An 18,096-nucleotide genomic window follows, 5' to 3' on the forward strand; every position below is an offset into this window, starting at 1 on the left:
AAGTCTTTGAGGCTTCCGAGGTCTAAGTCACTCACTTCCCATACTTCTCGTAGAACGTATTTGTGAACAAACCATCGGGGTCATAGGCCCTCTTCGATGCGAAGAAATCGCCGATCATGGGGTAAGCGCGTTGGAGTTGCTCGGGGGTATAGTGCAATTGATACGGCAGGAAGAAACGTCCGTTCACTTCGGCAGTCAGGTCGATCAATTCACGAGTCACAGTTCCCATCTTCTCGTTGCCTTCAGGCGTCGTTGACTGATTGATATACAGAACGATGGAATACATCTCACCAGGAGCGTAGTTCAGGAAATTACTCTCAGGGTGGATCACTCTCACCGAAGCATTGAGCAGATTTACATCATGTTCCTGAACGATACGGCGAAGCCCATCCACAAATGGAATGAACTGCTCACGAGGGATGAAATACTCATGCAGGATATCCGTCTCGCCTTTCAGATTGTTGAGGATGTATGGAACAGAGTCATGCATCGGCTCGTTGCGGGATACAAAACACGCTTCGCCCTCCGCCATGGCCTGTGTACGTGGCACGACCGTGCAAGACTCCAGCTTTGGCTCGATGTTTTTCTCCATGTACCATTTGATGTTCATCGGCACAGCACCAAGCTTGGAAAAGTTAAAAACAAAACGACGCAATTTGATACCAGACACTTCGCCCAACGGAGGCACGTCTGCTTCACCGATATCCACCTTGGTGTATTTGTAAAAGATCATCTCCTCGAGCAATGAACTCTTTGCTGTGGAAAGATGTCCGTAGAACAGACCCAGATTCGGGTCAGGTAAGATCTCGTTCTCAAAGATCTGAGGAAAATCCTTGTAATTCACAAGTTGACGTTCGGTTTGATAGATATCATTATCCACGATCTCAAGTTCAACATCGAGAATGACCCCGAAGAGACCGTATCCGCCAACGACGAGACTGAACAACTCAGGGTTCTCCTCACGGCTCACATTGACGATGCTTCCATCCGCCATCATCACACGCATCGAACGGATGCTACTCCCCACCGAACCTGCGAGATGGTCCATGCCGTGTGCGTTGACCGAGATCGAACCACCCACCGTGAAAATATCTGATGATTGCATAGCCTTCACTGCATATTTCGGATGCAGAAAACTTTGAATATCGTGCCAGGTTGTTCCACTTTGTACGGTGATGGTCTTCTCCGCTTCATTCAACTCGATCTTATTGAAGCCTTTCATATCCAACACGAGGTTATTCTTGAAAAAAGCATGTCCACCCATGCTATGCTTTACGCCCGCCATCGAGACCTTGAGTTTATTCTCGCGGGCAAAATGCAAGGCATTCTTGATATCTTCCACGCTTGTGATCTTGATAATGCCATACACCGCTGTCCGATTCAAACAACTCACATCATTGATCGTCCCACCCTTCTGTTCCCATTGCAGGCGTTCCCCAGCAGATAACGGCTTGATCTCCACGTTGGTCGGAGAATCCACCACCGCATACTCTGCAAACAGAGGTGGACAATCCTTTACACCCACAGGGTCAGCAGAAAGTCTGTTCACCTGATAGCCCGTCCCAGCAATGGCAGAGATCGCAACGATCGAAGCGACCATTTTTTTCTTATTGATAGGCTTGCCTTGTTCTTGAGTCATCCCTTATGTCCTTTAGAATAATATAGTGAATTCGGGTCCATAATGACGATTTTAGGGCTTGGAAGTGTCAGTGTCAAGCAAGTATAGTAAACAGTCCTTACAGCGAATGCATGAACAAAAAGGGACATAGATAACAGACTTATCTTATAATGGGCGCTTGGAAAGGACAAAAAAATGAAACAATATAAAAATTGGTTGGTTTGTGTGTTCCTACTCTTATCTGCCTGTGCTCCAGCAGTAACAGCAACAGACACGCCGAAGCCAACCGACATCCCACCCACCCCCACAGAGGAAGTCATGGACATTTTCAAAAAGCCGCTTGTCACGAACATGTATACAGCCGACCCTTCGGCACATGTCTTTGACGGCAAGATCTATATTTATCCATCGCATGATCTGGATCACAACAAACCAGAAACAGATCAGGGCGACCAGTTCGACATGGAAGACTATCATGTCTTTTCCATGGAGAATATGAACAGCCTGCCTGTGGATCATGGCGAAGTGTTGAACGTGAAGAACGTTCCCTGGGCCACGATGCAAATGTGGGCTCCCGATGCCACCTACAAGAACGGCAAATATTATCTCTACTTCCCCGCTCGCGATAAGGATCACATCTTCCGCATCGGTGTAGCAACCAGCGATTCACCTGCTGGTCCCTTCACAGCCGAGCCGAATTACATCCAAGGCAGTTTCAGCATCGACCCAGCCGTCTTCATTGACGATGATGGGCAGGCTTACATGTACTTCGGCGGATTAATGGGCGGCCAGCTCGAAAAATGGAGAACGAACGAGTTCAACCCCGAAGGCACAGGCCCGCGAGGCAGTGACGTAGCCATTGGCCCGCGTGTTGTAAAACTCTCAGCAGATATGTTGAACTTCGATGGCGCTCCACAAGAGATCACCCTCCTGGATCAATATAACGCCGCCGTACTGGCGGGCGAAGATGACAAACGTTTCTTCGAAGCCGCCTGGATGCACAAGTACAACGGCATCTATTATCTCTCCTATTCCACAGGTACTACGCATTATCTTGCATATGCCACTGGCGACAATCCCATGGGTCCGTTCAAATTCAGAGGATATATTCTCACCCCGGTCCTCGGCTGGACCACACATCACTCCATTGTCGAGTTCCAAGGCAAGTGGTATCTCTTCTATCACGATGCCGAACTTTCAGGCGGCACCACACACAAACGCAACATCAAAGTCGCCGAGTTGACCTACAACGAAGACGGCACGATCCAGACATTAGACCCGTAAAAAATCATTCTTATAAAACTAAACAAAAATTGGACTGAGTTAATACTCAGTCCAATTTTTGTTTACTACAGAGCGTATAATTCACCAAGATAGTATCTCTGATGGTCACATATGAAAAAACTATACAAGAAACTTATTCCCTACCCCTTACAACATCTATTTAAGAAGATCGCCTATTTTCCCAGCGATTTCATCCAAAGGGTAATCAATCCAAATAGTATGTTGCCGCCCAAGTCTATGATGATGGTAGGGCCTAAGAACTTTATCAAGGTTGGGCAGGAGTTCAGGGGATATTTCGTCGAGATGGCAGGCCTACAACCAGATCACAAAGTACTCGATATCGGTTGTGGCGCAGGGCGAATGGCAATCCCTTTGACGGAATATTTATCTGACCAAGGTGGCTACTGGGGCTTTGATAATAGACCTGATGTGATCGAGTGGTGTCAAGATCATATCTCGGCAAAACATAAGAACTTTCATTTTGTGCATGGCGATGTATATCATGAGCGTTACAATCCAGACGGGAAGTTGCAGGCTCAGGAGTTCAAATTCCCATTCGATGATGGATCTTTTGACCTTATCTTTCTCATTTCCGTTTTCACACATATGCTCCCCTCAGATACGGAAAGCTATACACGCGAAATCTCCCGCGTTCTCAAACCAGGTGGTAAATGTTTCATCACCTATTTTTTGATAACAGACGACCCGAAAAGCCTGAACCGCTCAAGTGTCTCAAATCTCGACTTTATTCATCAAGGAAAAAACTATCGAACGCCAAACAAATCCAACCCTGAATCTGCAGTTGGGTATGACGCGAAATATATCGAGCATATATACCAAGCCAATAATCTAAAGATTGACAAGTTTATCAAATACGGAGACTGGTCTGGCAGGGACGATTATTTGGGGTCGCAGGATATTGTCATTGCGAAAAAGAAATAATCAAAATGATAACCAAAACCCTACCAACCCGTCATGAATCCAGTTTGGGAAACCCTCAATCAGGTACAATTCCAAAAACAAATCTCTTATAAAAAGGTGAAATCATGAAAGTATTTGTAACAGGCGGGGCTGGGTATATCGGCAGTACCGTCGTCCATGAACTAATCCGTGCAGGCGACTCAGTAGTCGTCTTCGACAATCTCCAACAGGGACACCGCGCAGCTGTCCACCCCAAGGCTGAATTCATCCAAGGCGATTTGAAAGATCGCGCTGTCATTGATGCCGCTCTTGCCAAACACAAACCCGATGGCATCATGCACTTCGCATCCAACACGCTCGTCGGCGAGTCGATGGAAAAGCCTTTCCTCTATCTCTCTGACAACGTCCGCAACGCGCTCAACCTCATCGAAAGCGCAGTGGAACATGGTGTGCGCCGCTTTATCCTTTCATCCACGGCCAACTTGTTCGACGACCCTGAAGAAATGCCCATCAAAGCCACCGAGCGTATCGTGCCGGGCAGTCCGTACGGCGAATCGAAATACATTATCGAACGCTTCCTGTATTGGATGGATAAGATCTACGACTTCCGCTATGCCGCCTTACGTTACTTCAACGCCTGTGGCGCGGCTCATGAGGACCTAGGCGAGATGCATGATCCTGAGACTCATCTCATCCCGTTGGTTTTACAGGTAGCGCTCGGCCAACGTGAAAAGATCACTGTCTTCGGCGATGACTATCCCACGCCCGATGGAACCTGTGTCCGCGATTATATTCACGTGCTTGACCTTGCCAGCGCGCACATCCTTGCGCTCCGCGCCCTCGATCAGGGCAGTCGCACGTATAACCTTGGCAATGGACAAGGCTTCAGCGTGGCCGAAGTGATCGAGACCGCCCGCAAAGTGACCGGGCACCCCATCCCTGCCGTGACAGGTGCCCGCCGCCCCGGTGACCCTGCTACCTTGATCGCCAGCAGTGACGCAATCATGGAAGAGCTCGGTTGGGAACCGCGTTACCCGAACCTGCAACAGATCATTGAGATGGCCTGGGCCTGGCATGTGAAGCATCCGAACGGGTACGAAGAATAGCGATAGAAAAACGGGACTGTGATAATCACAGTCCCGTTTTTGATTTTATTTATAGACTTCCGAAGTCTTAAAGACTTCGGAAGTCTGCATTATCTAGAACAATTTCAACAACGCTTCGCTTGCCCATGCGAAGAGGGGTTTCGGCACGAGGCTGATGAGTACAGTAAGAACCGCGGTCAGGCCGGTGGCTAGGCTAAGCCACGTTTCACGTTCGATGGCAGGATCGCCGTCTTTCATGTACATGGTGACGACAACGCGCAAATAGTAAAACGCGGATACAAGCGAGGTCAATACGCCAATGATGGCAAGCCAGATAAAGCCACCATCGATCACGGATCGGAAGAGGTAGAACTTACCGACCATGCCGAGCGTGGGAGGAAAGCCGATCAACGAAAGGATGAAGACTGTCATTGCAGCAGCAAGAGCAGGATATTTCTTGCCCAAGCCAGCATAATCTTCAATTGCAAGCCCTTTACCTTCTTTCTGTTCAAGAGCAATGACCACACCCCATGCACCGAAGTTGGTCACGGCGTAGGCTACGAGATAGAACAAGCCAGCGGCAATAGCGGTGGATGCGATCTGAGAATCAGGATTACCATATGGCACGAAGGCCATGAGGATGTAACCTGCATGCGCAATGCTGGAATATGCCAGCAGGCGTTTGATGTCTGTTTGGGAGACGGCGATGAGATTGCCAACGATCATCGTCACAGCGGCCAGACCCCAGAGCACATCGGTCATATCTGTGGCAATGGATGGGAAAGCTGTGGCAAAGACTCGGAGCAATGCGGCGAAGCCTGCGATCTTGGCGCCAGATGACATAAAAGCGGTGACGGCTGTCGGCGCACCTTGATAGACATCAGGCGTCCACATGTGGAAGGGAACAGCCGCGACCTTGAAGCCAAAGCCCACAAGGAGGAGAGCAGCCCCAATGGTCAGGAGCAGGCCTGAGGTCCCGTTTGAGGCGGATTCAACGATGGCGGCGAGGCCGGTAGCACCGGGTCGCTCCAAAGACCAGGGCAGTGCCGTAGACGACGAATCCCGTAGCAAAGGCACCGAGCAGGAAGTATTTCATGCCTGCTTCTTCTGATTCCACTTTGGGGCGGGCAAACGCCGCGAGAACGTAGAGCGGGATGGAGAGCAATTCAAGCGCGAGGAAAACGATGATGAGGTCGGCGGCTTGCGCCATGAGCATCATGCCTGTGACGCTGAAGAGCAGGAGCGTGTAATATTCGCCGCGTTCGATGCCCATGCGTTTGACATACCCATAAGCAAGGGCGATACCAAGCAAACCGCTGACGAGGAGCAGGGCGTTGATGAAGGTCGAGAAGCCGTCGAGCACAACCATGTTGTTGAAACCGACTTCTTCTTTACCGATCTGTGCCAGAGTAAAACCGAGTGTGATGGCAAGCCCAAGTACAGAGAGTAATGCGGTGATACCTTTGCGGCCCTTCGGAATGAAGAGGTCTACAAGCAGGAGGACACATGCCCAAACGGTGAGCAGGAGATAGGGTGTGAGTACTTCGTAATCAGTTGGTGTTAGGGTCATGGCATTAGCTCTTGGCGGTTAGCCAATGGGTAACATATCAACGAGATGTTGCACGGCAGGGGCCATGAGGTCGAAGAAGGGTTTCGGGTATAGACCGATCCAGAAGATGAAGATGAGCAGGGGCAGGACTGTGATGATCTCGCGCACGTTGAGGTCGCGGATGGCGTGCCCGTGTTTCTTGACTTCTTCCACAATCTCGCCTTGCGGACCGAGGAACATCTTTTGGAACATGTAGAGGATGTACACGGCCGCCATGATGACTCCGAGTGCGGAGAGGATGGCATATACATTATTGTTAATGGCTTTTGAACCAAATGCACCGAGCAAAATGGTGAACTCACCCACGAAGCCGTTCAAGCCAGGGAGGCCCATCGAGGAGAGCGAGACGATCAACATGATCGTACCGAAAACAGGAGTGATCTTCCACAGACCACCATAGACCTTGATCTCACGGGTGTGAGTCTGTTCGTAGATCATACCGACGAGAAGGAACAACGCGCCGGTGCTGAGACCGTGGTTGATCATTTGCAAGATGCCGCCTGCAATACCTTCAGGATTCATCGCAAAGAGGCCGAGCATCACGAAGCCAAGGTGACTGACGGAGGAATACGCGACCAGTTTCTTGACGTCCTTTTGAGCGTAGGAAACCATCGCACCATAGATGATACCGATGGTCGCGAAGAGGGCTATATAAGGAGCGGCTTTGACAGCGGCTTCAGGGAAAAGCGGCAGGTTGAAGCGGACGAAACCGTAGGTACCCATCTTCAGCAGGACACCTGCAAGAATGATGGAGCCAGCAGTCGGAGCTTCGACGTGGGCATCGGGCAACCACGAATGTAACGGCCACATTGGGACCTTGATGGCGAATGCAGCAGTGAATGCAAGGAAGAGCCACATCTGAACATCAGATGGAACACCTTGTGCGATCAGTTGAGGAACAGAAAAAGTCTTTCCGTAAATTCCCAGGTACAGAATGGCGAGCAACATCAAGATGGAGCCAGCCATTGTGTAGAGGAAGAACTTCACTGCGGCATAGATGCGGCGAGGTCCGCCCCAGATACCGATCAGGAAGTACATTGGCACGAGTGTAAATTCCCAGAAGATGTAGAACAGGAACAGGTCCTGCGCGAGGAACACGCCCATCATGCCTACTTCCAAAAGAAGGAAGAAGATCATGAAATCCTTGACGCGGTCTTCAACAGCTGTCCACGTGGAGAGGATCGAGATCGGCGTCAGGAACGCGGTGAGCAAAACAAGCAGGATGCTCAAGCCATCCAAACCGAGATGGTATTGGATGTTCCAGCCAGCGACGGTGATCCAGTCATATTTGGCGACCAGTTGCAATTCCACGTCTGATGCGTTGAATTGTGTTAGCACCCAAAGGGAAATGGCAAACGTCACCAGTGTCGCGCCGAGCGCAGTCCAGCGCAATGCGGACTTTCGGTCACTGGGAATGAAGAACAGGACCAACACGCCCACGAGGGGGAAGAAGGTCAGTAGCGTTAGCGGTTGCAGGAAAAAATTCATGTTCTATCCTCATTACGCTCTTTCAGGGTTGAAAGAGCAAGAGATTACTTCAAAATAATATATCCAACGATAAGGACGACGCCCAACAATACAGACAACGCATACGAGCGCACGAATCCGTTCTGGACCTTACGCATGGTCGCCGATAAAGATTGCGTTGCTGTGCCCAGCCAGTTCGCAATACCGTCAATGCCTTTTTGATCGGCATACTCATTGAGGGCAATACTGCTTACCCAACTGTACGTCCCCGCAATGACCGTCTCATGGACAAAGTCATGCCAGAACTTCCAGTCGATCACATCCGCAAGGAATTCGGATAATTTCGCAAACGGAGTGATGATGATGGCTTGATAGATCTCATCCACATACCATTTGTTTTCCATGCCTGTGAACAAAGCGCCAAGCGGTTTCTTCAATGGGTCGATCTGACCAACCTTGAGTGGGTTGCGTCCGTAGATGAGCCATGAAATAAAGATAGCCGCAAGAGCAAGAAGAGTAGAGATCACAGCGACGCTCATCACGAACTCACCCGGATGGATCTCGATGGTGTGTTCCAGCCATGCTGTCAAAGTATGCAGACCGGGCAAGTTCAACGCCCCACCAACAACGGACAGGAATGCCAGCACCATCAACGGTACCGTCATCACTTTGGGACTTTCCTCTGCATGTGAGGCCGCTTCATGACGCGCCTCGCCAAAGAAGACCATCCAAATCTGACGTCCCATATAGAAAGCAGTGAAGAACGCAGCGATGGTCAATAACACATACACACTGGTGAAACCTTCCTTGAAGGCATCCGCAAGGATTTCATCCTTCGACCAGAAACCAGCGAACGGGAAGATACCAGCGAGTGCCAAAGTCCCGATCATATAGAGCCAGAACGTGACGGGCATGGTCTTGCGAAGCCCACCCATGTTACGCATATCACCAGGGTCGAACACTTCATGATGCTCTTCTTCGTGGTGTTCTTCCTTCTTATTATTTTTCTTTTTGCCTTTTCCATGGTCATCATGATGGGCATGTGCGGCGTGATGATGTCCGCGTTCCATACCGAGGATGACAGAACCAGCTGAAAGGAAGAGCAAAGCCTTGAAGAAGGCGTGTGTAATCAAGTGGAACATGCCAGCGGCAAATGCACCCATACCGACCGCCGCCACCATGAAACCAAGTTGTGAAATGGTCGAGTAAGCCAGCACCTTCTTGATATCATATTGACCGACGGCAATGGTCGCGGCAAAAAGCGCCGTAGCCGCGCCAACCAGCGCAACGATATTTTGCGCTTGCGGTACGAGCGTGTACAACTCCGCCGAACGTGTGACGAGGTATACGCCTGCGGTCACCATCGTCGCGGCATGGATCAAGGCTGAGACCGGTGTTGGGCCCGCCATCGCGTCGGGCAACCAAATGTACAGCGGGATCTGTGCTGATTTACCAGCCACACCCACGAGCATACACAGTGTGATCGCGACAATCACATTCTGACCTTGCTGGGTAGCCGCCAATTCCTTTGCAGCTTCAAAGACATGATCAAATTGGAAACTGTGACCGAGGAACCAGTACATCAAAAAGCCAGCGATGAGGAAACCAAAGTCGCCGACGCGGTTGGTGATAAAGGCTTTCTTCGCGGCATTTGAGTTTGCCCATGAGGGTCGCGCGAGCGTGTCCATCTCATACCAGAAGCCGATCAAGAGGAAGGAGCAAAGCCCCACGCCCTCCCAACCGACAAACAACATCAGGTACGAGTCACCGCTCACGAGCACCATCATCGCGGCAATGAACAGGTTGAGAAAAACGAAGAAGCGGCCGAACCGACCTTCGTCATGTTTGAAGCGGACGTCTTCGTGCATGTATCCGATGGCGTAAATGTGGATGAGAGTCCCAACGCCTGAAACGACCAACATCATCGTGGTGGATAATGAGTCGACGCGGAAAGTCCAATCGAGAGCAAGGTCGCCGATGTGGATCCACTCTGCGAAAGGCACGCTCACAGCGTGACCTCCGCCCGCCGCGACCGAATATGCCAACAGCACGCTGACAACGAAAGCCGCGCCCGAGGCAACGCTTGCTACGGTTCCGATGATTGTTTCACTGAACCTGCGGCCAAAGATGATGTTGATCAGCAAACCAATGACCGGAAAGAACACCAGCCACGGCGCTAAAAAGAAAAATCCTGAAGGAGTTGCTTCGCTTAAGAACATACCTATCCCTTCAAACTGCTCATCTGGTCCACGTCAATGCTGTGCTTGGACTTGAAGATCTCAACGATCAAGGCCAGCCCCACAGCGACTTCCGCCGCGGCAACAGCAATAACGAAGAACACGAAGATCTGCCCGCTCAATGATTTGATGGCACTGCTGAACGCAACGATCGCCAGGTTGGATGCATTCAACATCAACTCTACAGACATGAAAATGATGAGCGCATTGCGGCGAATAAGAACACCGAGCACGCCGATGCTAAATAAAATAGCGGAAAGAATGATGTAATACTCAACAGGGACCATTATTTCTGCTCCCCTTTCTCTTTTTTGGTCAACACAATAGCACCCACCATTGCGACCAGCAACAAAATGGACGTCACTTCAAAGGGCAGAAGGAATTGGCCGAAGAGAGCTTTACCCAACTCAACCAACGCCTCCGGTTGATTCACCGCATCACTTGGCGCAAGGACGTCACCAACAGGGCGGGCCTTAGTCAAAAGGAGGTAGGTCGCTTCGGCAACGAGGATGAGGGCCAGAGATGCAGGGAATAGTGTTTTTCGCCACTCAAATTCGCCAGAAAGTTTCTCGGCGCCGAGCAACATAATGACGAACAGGAACAAGACCATGATCGCACCGGCATACACCGTCACCTGCGACATGGCAATGAACGGCGCGCCAAGCAACAAATAGAAGACTGCCACTGTGACAAAGTTCAACACAAGGAACAACGCAGAGTAAACGGCATTCTTACTAAGCAACATACCCATCGCAGTGGCGATGGCAACGAGGGCAAGAATAAGGAAGAGTATCAGATCACCAGACATGGGCACTCACTAATCCTGTGGATCCTTCATTTCAGGCACCGACCGTGTGAATACACCGGCTTCCACTTTGCGAGGTGTGGTCATATCCACGGTGGGGACGGCTTCCAACAGACTCTCTTTGGTGTAAATGGCAGAGCGTCGGCTCAAGAATGAAAGTTCGTAATTATCACCGAGCACGATCGCTTCGGTGGGACAGGCATCTTCACAAAATCCGCAATAGATACAGCGGAGCATATTGATCTCGTAGGTCGAAGCATACCTCTCTCCAGGAGAGAAGCGTTTTTCGTCCGTGTTCTCAGAGGCTTCCACGAAGATCGCATCCGCTGGGCAGGCTGCGGCACATAGCGAACATCCAATGCACTTTTCGAGGCCGTTGTCATACCGTTTCAAGACATGACGACCACGGAAGCGCGGACGTACTTCGCGTTTCTGTTCGGGATATTGATATGTGACCGGCTTTTCCAAAGCCAGTTTGAACGTGGTACCCAAACCACGCAATAACTCAACAAGGGGATCAAGCACGCTCATGAGGCAGTCTCCTCAAAGTACGATAGATCATTACAACAGTAAACAAACCGATAATGGTGGAAAGGACAGGGATCGCCCAGTAATACACTGGGTTACCATATGTTTCGTAAAGCAGAAGGCCGGTCGCAGTAATGAATGTGATCGCCAGCGAAAGCGGAAGCAATATCTTCCAACCGAACGACATCAAGCGGTCATAGCGAATGCGAGGCCAGGTGGCGCGTACCCAGATCATGACACCCAACAAGATGATGATCTTGATGATCATGTAGATCGGTCCCAGCCACGGGAGTTTGTCAATGAAGGGGCCAAGATAGCCACCGAGATACAGTGTTGCCAAAATAGCGCTGACTGCGATCATCTTCTGATATTCTGCCATGAAGAACAAAGCGAACTTCATGCCGGAATATTCGCTGAAATAACCAGCTGTCAATTCCTGCTCGGCTTCGGGCATATCAAACGGCGAACGGTTTACTTCTGCAAGTGTCGCGATCCAGAAAATGACCGCTCCCACAGGCTGGAGGAAAATATACCAAAGCTTCTCCTGCCCTTCTACGATCTTCGTCAAGTTCATCGAGTTCGCCATGATGATGACAGTGGCAAAAGAAAGTCCCAGCGCAAGTTCATACGAGATCATCTGCGCCGAGGAACGAATACCACCGAGCATCGCATACTTATTGTTCGAAGCCCAGCCTGCCAACACAATGCCATACACCGCAATGGATGCAATGGACATCATGTACAACACACCTACATTGATCTCGGCCACAGACAACTTAACCATACGGCCGAACATCTCGATTGCAGGTCCCCACGGGATAACCGCCGCAATGATGATCGAGGGCACCATTGTGATGACCGGCGCCCAGAAGAACAACACCTTGTCCGCTTTGGCGGGCACAAGTTCTTCTTTGAAGATCAACTTGACCGCATCCGCGATCGGTTGAAGCAAGCCCTGCCAGCCCGCGCGGTTCGGGCCAATGCGCGCTTGAATGCGTGCCAGCCCGCGGCGTTCATACCACGTCAGGTAGGCAAACCCGGTCAGCAATCCCAAGATCACCACCAGCGATTTGATAAACCATTCCAGCCAGAGTGTCCAATCCGATAACATCATTTCACCTTCACCGCAACAGGTTCGCGGATCGCCAAGCCCATCGAACGCGGGATCAACGCCACACCAACCGAGATCGTATCGTCCAGCTTCACAACCACTTCACCGCTCACACCGTTGAAGCTCACGTTCACGGTCTGCCCAGCTTCCACACCCAGATCTTTCGCGGCATCAGGATGCAACGAGATACTCGCATCGCCGATGCGTTCGTGCAACAATTCAGCAGGCAGGATTGTCGTACCACGGTCATACAACTTTGTGACAGGTACCGCCAGCAATTCATTTTCTTTCGGACGAGGAGCCGCTTCTTTCTGGACCTTCGGTATGCTCAGCTTTTCTCCGCGCGTTGCCGCCGCTGACAGTTGTACGCCCATGCCTTGTGTGTTCTCATAGGTCGTGCCGCCGTAATATACATCACCGCGCCCAACGATCGGCCATTGCGGTTTCACTTCAGCGAGTCTTGCATAATTCAAACCTTCGAACGATTTGACCGACTCGGACAAAATATCGAAAACGGCAGAAACCGCTGTCCCTTCGAGGATGACACCCATATGACGCGCGATCTGCGAGGTGATCGAGAAATCAGCCTTCGCGTCGCCCGTCACAGGAACGGCAGGATAGTAGCGTTGTACACGTCGTTCGCCGGAGGTCATTGTCCCTTCGCGTTCGGTGAATGCCTGCGCAGGCAGAACCACATTCGCGATCTCAGTCGTCGCGGTTTCCATCACATCCTGCACAGCCACGAACTCAGCGCCTTCAAGGGCCTTCGCCAGTTTCGGGTCGTCCGCCACTGGGTCAGCACCGACGATATACACGGATTTGCCCTTCAACACCTTTGCGAGGTCTTCTTCCACTTCGAAGCCCATTTCCCATGCGCCCTGATCGTTCGCACGGCTCCACACACCGATGAGCCCGTTGTTGGGTTTACCGATAAAGTTATTATCTTGCAACAACTTCGCACAGGCAGAGGCAACTGCGGCAGAACCTGAAACACCGAGTCCATCACTTCCATAAAGGATGACGGCATTTGCGGCGTTCAGGAATGTATCGCTGATCTTGCTCTTCTTGCCCAGGTCTTGAATGGTCTTGACTTCATCGCCGTACGCATAGCGCACCACATAGGAAGCATATCGATCAAGTTTGGTCTCGCGCGGATTCATCACGATCAAATTCGCGCCACGCTCCGCCGCCTGCTTGACACGCAGATACCAGATCGGCGCTTCTTCATATAAATTGGAGGCCACCACGACAATGGTCGTGCCTGCACCCATCTTGGCGAAGTTCGTCCCCTCCCCCACACCGACAAGCGATGTCAATTCACCGCCAGCCATGTGAGAGTACAGGTACGCCTTGCCTTCCGAATGCTCAGAAAGCGATTTCAAATTGAACAGGTCTTCATTCGAGAGTCTGCCCGAAGCCAGAATGACAAAATTCTTCTTCGCGGCGAGGAAGTTCTCAGCGGCAAGTTTGGTCGCGGCATCCCATGAAGCGCGCACCAATTTGCCATCTTTACGAACCTGCGGGCGAGTGAGGCGTTCCTTACCTTCGGCGTAGTGATACGCGAAGCGGCCTTTGTCACACAACCAGATCTCGTTCACTTCTTCGTTCTGGCGAGGCATCACACGTTTGACAACGATCTTGCCGTCAGCCTTGGCTTCACGACGAGTGTTCAACGTGGTGTTACATCCCACAGGGCATTGCGTACAGATGGAAGCCTGTGCCTGCAATTCCCATGGACGAGCGCCAAAGCGGAAGTCTGCCGTGGTCAACGCGCCGACAGGGCAAATGTCAGAGGTATTGCCCGAGAAAACCGAATCAAATCCGGGGTCCGATAAAGAGACGATCTGGGTGGAGCGTCCACGCTCATCGAAGCCGAGGACCGAGTCCCCAGCGATGTCCGTTTGAAAACGGATACAACGCGCACATTGGATACAGCGTTCGCGGTCGAGATAGATCAATTCGCCCAGCGGCACCATCTTATCCATGTGTTTCTTTTCATCGTAAAGATAGCGGCTCTGGCCAGGGCCGTGCGCCATTGTCAGATTCTGAAGCGGACATTCGCCGCCTTTATCACAGATCGGACAATCAAGCGGATGTGAGGTCAGCAGGAACTCAACCGTTCCGCGTTGCCCGGAAGTTGCCTTTTCAGATTTTGTGAGGACCACCATGCCATCCTCGACCCGGTTGGTACAGGCGGTTTCGAGTTTGGGCATGAATTGGATCTTCGGCGCACCGTTCTCCATGACGAACTGACCGGTGGCGCGGTCGCGCATGGGGCGACCGATCTCGACCAGACACATACGGCACATGCCGACAGGTTCAAGTTTTGGATGATGACAAAAAACAGGGATGTCGATACCGACCATCTTTGCGGCATCAGCCACATACGTCCCTTCCGGGACCGTGACCTGTGTTCCGTCAATTGTGAGCGTGACTTGTTTACTCATTATGCATTCACCGCTTTATCAAAATCTTTTCTAAATCGCTCGATGCCTGTGACAACCGCCATCGTCGAGAATTCTCCGAGCGCACACAGACACTTGCCTTGCATTTGTTTTGCCACATTCAACAACAGATCAACATCCTGTGGCTTGCCATGACCTTCATGGATGCGCTCCGTAAGGTGAGACATCCAGTACGTGCCTTCGCGGCAAGTGGTGCATTTACCGCACGATTCATGGCGGAAGAAATGCATGGTCTTGTTGATGATCCAATCAATCGAGATGGTTTCGTCCACCACAATTACAGAGGCAGACCCAAGGTCTCCACCAATTGTGCGAACGGTGGCATAGTCCATCTGTGTATCAAGGACCTTTTCATCCTCTACAACAATAAGGGAGGATGATGCACCCGCAGGCATGATGGCTTTCACTTTTTTATCGTCAACCACACCACCGCCGTGAGTGTAGATCAATTCACGGAAGGTAGTGCCGAACGGCAGTTCATAATTACCAGGCTTCTTCACGCGGCCAGAAAGTGAGAAGATCTTCACGCCAGCACTGTCGGCAGTTCCGAGACCTTTATACCAATCTGCTCCCTTTTCAAGGATCATTGGTACATTGGTAAATGTCTCAACATTGTTGATAATGGTCGGCTTGCCATACAAACCATACGAAGGCGGGAATGGAGGACGCACACGAGGCTGTCCGCGTTTACCTTCGAGCGATTCGAGCAAAGCGGTCTCTTCACCGCAGATGTATGCACCTGCGCCGAGATGGGTATAGATCTTGAGCGAGTAGTCTGTGCCGAAGAGTTCCTTACCGAGGTAACCTGCTTCTTCCATCTCCGCGATCTTTTCATCGAGGATGGCGGCCACCTGCCAGAACTCACCACGCAGATACACATATGCGGCATTCGCGCCAACCGCATACGATGCGATGGCAAGACCTTCCAAAAATTGGAACGGATTGCTTTCCATGATCTCGCGATCTTTGAAAGTGCCCGGTTCGGACTCATCCGCATTGGCCACCACATAATGAGGCCAGTTCTTGTTGTCAATGAACGACCACTTCATACCGGTCGGAAAGCCTGCGCCTCCGCGACCACGTAAACCGGAGTTCTTGACCACATCGGTCACTTCGTTGGGCTTCATCTTGGTGACCGCATTCTTAAATGCGGCAAACCCGCCGTTCTTCTTGTAGACTTCGAGCTTGTTGATATCGGGGATATCGCGATGACGTAACAGAACGTGTGCCATTACTTCACCTCCCCTGCTGATTTCTTGAGCGCGGCAACCAATTCCATCGTCTTATCCACGGTCATGTTCTCGTGATATTTGATGCCATCCGGTCCCTGTGTTTGGAACATGGGAGCCTTATCGCACGCGGCGAGACAAGTTACTGCTTCGAGGGTCACAACGCCATCGGGTGTCGTCTCCCCCACCTTGATACCAAGGCTGGAGCAGAGATTGTCCATAAACTGTTCAGCACCACGTAATGCACAAGGCAGATCGGTGCAAACCTGCATACGATACTTACCGGCCTTCTCATCATGATACAGGGTGTAGAAGCCAACGATGGCCGCAACATCCGTCTCGGTGATATCGAGTAGTTTGGCAATATCCTGCATTGCAGTTTTCGTGATGTAACCTTCCTCACGTTGAGCAAGGTATAACAACGGCATCACCGCTGAGCGTTTATGCTCTGGCGGATATTTTGACAATATTTGTTTTACTTCTTTAGGGTACGTTTTCGCAAGGCTCATCGGTCAATATCTCCGAGCACAATATCAATGGAAGCCAGAATGGCAACGAGGTCGGCAACAAGAGTTCCCTTTACGATCTTGGGAAGGACCGACAGATTATCGAAGGAGGGCGTGCGCATGTGAACGCGATACGGCTTGGGGCCACCATCACCTTCGAGGTAAACACCCAACTCACCACGCGGTGACTCGACCGCGCTATAAATGGACGCCTTCGGCGCAGGGAAACCTTCCGTCCACAACTTGAAGTGATGGATGAGCGCTTCCATGCTTACACCGATCTCGGAACGTGGCGGGGTGACGAACTTGCGGTTCTCACTCCGCACCGAGCCCATCGGCAGTTTGTTCAAAGCTTGTTCCACGATCTTCAACGATTCGCGCAACTCTTCCACATGGACGATATACCGTGCATAGGTGTCACCTTCCGTGCGGACAGGCACATTGAAGTCATATTGTTCGTAACCCATATACGGACGAGCTTTGCGCAAGTCCCAGTCCACACCAGAAGCACGCAACGTCGGCCCGGTCACACCATGTTGAAGGGCAGTAGCGGCATCCAGATAGCCGATGCCAACCAAACGGTCCAGCAAGATCGGGTTCTTCGTCAACAAAGCTTCGTATTCGTCAATACGCTTCGGGAAGATCTTGATGAAATCGCGCACTGCGGCTTCGAATTCCACAGGCACATCGCGCCAGATACCGCCGGGGCGGATGAACGTGGTCATCATGCGTTGGCCCGAGCACAATTCCAAAATATCCAAAAGCATTTCACGTTCGCGGAATGCATACATGAACATGGAGGAAGCGTTCAAGTCGAGACCAAAAGTACCGATCCAAACGAGATGCGAGATGATGCGTTGTATTTCGGTCAGGATCACACGAATGGCCTGCGCACGTGGCGGCACATCCAGGTCAACCAGTTTCTCAACGGCCATGCAGTAGGAAAGGTTGTTTCCAACTGTGTTCATGTAATCGAGGCGGTCAGTCATCACCTCCGCCTTGATGTACGTCTTGTACTCCATGTTCTTTTCAACACCCGTATGCAAGTAGCCGATCTCTGGGATGGCGTTGACAACCGTCTCGCCATCGAGTTCAAGTAACAAGCGTAATACACCGTGTGTAGACGGATGTTGAGGCCCCATGTTCAATAACATGGTTTCACCGGTAAATGCACGTTCTGAAACCAAGTGTTTATATTGTTCGTAATTGGCTTCTTCTAATTGAGTCATTC

14 protein-coding genes and 1 pseudogene are annotated in these 18,096 nt (G+C 51.1%); 3 read left to right on the forward strand and 12 right to left on the reverse strand.

What is annotated here, in order from left to right:
* Positions 1–31: 31 nt before the first annotated feature.
* Positions 32–1,639, reverse strand: coding sequence for an FAD-binding oxidoreductase (locus IPP66_01865; protein ID MBK9924014.1), 1,608 nt, complete (start codon positions 1,637–1,639; stop codon positions 32–34).
* A gap of 174 nt (positions 1,640–1,813) precedes the next feature.
* On the opposite strand from IPP66_01865, the gene IPP66_01870 reads away from it, so the two are divergent.
* The 3 genes from IPP66_01870 to galE all read left to right on the forward strand — a co-directional run bounded on the left by IPP66_01870 (position 1,814) and on the right by galE (position 4,929).
* Entirely contained in the window at positions 1,814–2,902 is a 1,089-nt protein-coding gene (locus tag IPP66_01870; protein ID MBK9924015.1) for a glycoside hydrolase family 43 protein, read from the forward strand.
* 237 nt (positions 2,903–3,139) lie between these two features.
* A complete protein-coding gene (locus tag IPP66_01875; GenBank protein ID MBK9924016.1) occupies positions 3,140–3,844 on the forward strand; it encodes a class I SAM-dependent methyltransferase in 705 nt (234 codons plus the stop codon).
* A gap of 104 nt (positions 3,845–3,948) precedes the next feature.
* Complete coding sequence (gene galE / locus IPP66_01880) at positions 3,949–4,929, forward strand: UDP-glucose 4-epimerase GalE (protein MBK9924017.1); 981 nt, start codon at positions 3,949–3,951, stop codon at positions 4,927–4,929.
* Between the two features lie 93 nt (positions 4,930–5,022).
* Here galE and IPP66_01885 read toward each other — a convergent pair.
* From IPP66_01885 to IPP66_01935, 11 genes and pseudogenes are all read right to left on the reverse strand, one after another.
* Positions 5,023–6,478 (reverse strand): annotated as a pseudogene (locus tag IPP66_01885) (NADH-quinone oxidoreductase subunit N).
* A gap of 18 nt (positions 6,479–6,496) precedes the next feature.
* A complete protein-coding gene (locus IPP66_01890; GenBank protein ID MBK9924018.1) occupies positions 6,497–8,005 on the reverse strand; it encodes an NADH-quinone oxidoreductase subunit M in 1,509 nt (502 codons plus the stop codon).
* A gap of 44 nt (positions 8,006–8,049) precedes the next feature.
* Positions 8,050–10,203, reverse strand: coding sequence for an NADH-quinone oxidoreductase subunit L (locus IPP66_01895; protein MBK9924019.1), 2,154 nt, complete (start codon positions 10,201–10,203; stop codon positions 8,050–8,052).
* A 2-nt stretch (positions 10,204–10,205) separates the two neighbouring features.
* Complete coding sequence (nuoK, locus tag IPP66_01900; GenBank protein ID MBK9924020.1) at positions 10,206–10,508, reverse strand: NADH-quinone oxidoreductase subunit NuoK; 303 nt, start codon at positions 10,506–10,508, stop codon at positions 10,206–10,208.
* On the reverse strand, positions 10,508–11,029 hold the full coding sequence (locus IPP66_01905; GenBank protein MBK9924021.1) for an NADH-quinone oxidoreductase subunit J: 522 nt from the start codon (positions 11,027–11,029) through the stop codon (positions 10,508–10,510). The genes nuoK and IPP66_01905 overlap by 1 nt, the downstream gene beginning before the upstream one ends.
* 9 nt (positions 11,030–11,038) lie before the next feature.
* Complete coding sequence (gene nuoI, locus IPP66_01910; GenBank protein ID MBK9924022.1) at positions 11,039–11,557, reverse strand: NADH-quinone oxidoreductase subunit NuoI; 519 nt, start codon at positions 11,555–11,557, stop codon at positions 11,039–11,041.
* A complete protein-coding gene (nuoH, locus tag IPP66_01915; GenBank protein MBK9924023.1) occupies positions 11,544–12,668 on the reverse strand; it encodes an NADH-quinone oxidoreductase subunit NuoH in 1,125 nt (374 codons plus the stop codon). The genes nuoI and nuoH overlap by 14 nt, the downstream gene beginning before the upstream one ends.
* On the reverse strand, positions 12,665–15,112 hold the full coding sequence (gene nuoG / locus IPP66_01920) for an NADH-quinone oxidoreductase subunit NuoG (GenBank protein ID MBK9924024.1): 2,448 nt from the start codon (positions 15,110–15,112) through the stop codon (positions 12,665–12,667). Before nuoG ends, nuoH begins: the two co-directional genes overlap by 4 nt.
* Positions 15,112–16,362, reverse strand: a complete 1,251-nt coding sequence (nuoF, locus tag IPP66_01925) for an NADH-quinone oxidoreductase subunit NuoF (GenBank protein MBK9924025.1) — start codon at positions 16,360–16,362, stop codon at positions 15,112–15,114. Before nuoF ends, nuoG begins: the two co-directional genes overlap by 1 nt.
* Positions 16,362–16,868, reverse strand: a complete 507-nt coding sequence (locus IPP66_01930; GenBank protein ID MBK9924026.1) for an NAD(P)H-dependent oxidoreductase subunit E — start codon at positions 16,866–16,868, stop codon at positions 16,362–16,364. The genes nuoF and IPP66_01930 overlap by 1 nt, the downstream gene beginning before the upstream one ends.
* Positions 16,865–18,094, reverse strand: coding sequence for an NADH-quinone oxidoreductase subunit D (locus tag IPP66_01935; protein MBK9924027.1), 1,230 nt, complete (start codon positions 18,092–18,094; stop codon positions 16,865–16,867). The genes IPP66_01930 and IPP66_01935 overlap by 4 nt, the downstream gene beginning before the upstream one ends.
* Positions 18,095–18,096 lie beyond the last annotated feature (2 nt).

The sequence above is a fragment of the Candidatus Defluviilinea proxima genome, assembly GCA_016721115.1.
In the GTDB taxonomy this organism is placed as follows: Bacteria; Chloroflexota; Anaerolineae; order Anaerolineales; family Villigracilaceae; genus Defluviilinea; species Defluviilinea proxima.

What these genes read in the sequence shown, in the direction of transcription:
- IPP66_01865 (MBK9924014.1), bottom strand. Translation starts at nt 1,639, where the DNA reads ATGACTCAAGAACAAGGCAAGCCTATCAATAAGAAAAAAATGGTCGCT.
- IPP66_01870 (MBK9924015.1), top strand. Translation starts at nt 1,814, where the DNA reads ATGAAACAATATAAAAATTGGTTGGTTTGTGTGTTCCTACTCTTATCT.
- IPP66_01875 (MBK9924016.1), top strand. Translation starts at nt 3,140, where the DNA reads ATGATGATGGTAGGGCCTAAGAACTTTATCAAGGTTGGGCAGGAGTTC.
- galE (MBK9924017.1), top strand. Translation starts at nt 3,949, where the DNA reads ATGAAAGTATTTGTAACAGGCGGGGCTGGGTATATCGGCAGTACCGTC.
- IPP66_01890 (MBK9924018.1), bottom strand. Translation starts at nt 8,005, where the DNA reads ATGAATTTTTTCCTGCAACCGCTAACGCTACTGACCTTCTTCCCCCTC.
- IPP66_01895 (MBK9924019.1), bottom strand. Translation starts at nt 10,203, where the DNA reads ATGTTCTTAAGCGAAGCAACTCCTTCAGGATTTTTCTTTTTAGCGCCG.
- nuoK (MBK9924020.1), bottom strand. Translation starts at nt 10,508, where the DNA reads ATGGTCCCTGTTGAGTATTACATCATTCTTTCCGCTATTTTATTTAGC.
- IPP66_01905 (MBK9924021.1), bottom strand. Translation starts at nt 11,029, where the DNA reads ATGTCTGGTGATCTGATACTCTTCCTTATTCTTGCCCTCGTTGCCATC.
- nuoI (MBK9924022.1), bottom strand. Translation starts at nt 11,557, where the DNA reads ATGAGCGTGCTTGATCCCCTTGTTGAGTTATTGCGTGGTTTGGGTACC.
- nuoH (MBK9924023.1), bottom strand. Translation starts at nt 12,668, where the DNA reads ATGATGTTATCGGATTGGACACTCTGGCTGGAATGGTTTATCAAATCG.
- nuoG (MBK9924024.1), bottom strand. Translation starts at nt 15,112, where the DNA reads ATGAGTAAACAAGTCACGCTCACAATTGACGGAACACAGGTCACGGTC.
- nuoF (MBK9924025.1), bottom strand. Translation starts at nt 16,362, where the DNA reads ATGGCACACGTTCTGTTACGTCATCGCGATATCCCCGATATCAACAAG.
- IPP66_01930 (MBK9924026.1), bottom strand. Translation starts at nt 16,868, where the DNA reads ATGAGCCTTGCGAAAACGTACCCTAAAGAAGTAAAACAAATATTGTCA.
- IPP66_01935 (MBK9924027.1), bottom strand. Translation starts at nt 18,094, where the DNA reads ATGACTCAATTAGAAGAAGCCAATTACGAACAATATAAACACTTGGTT.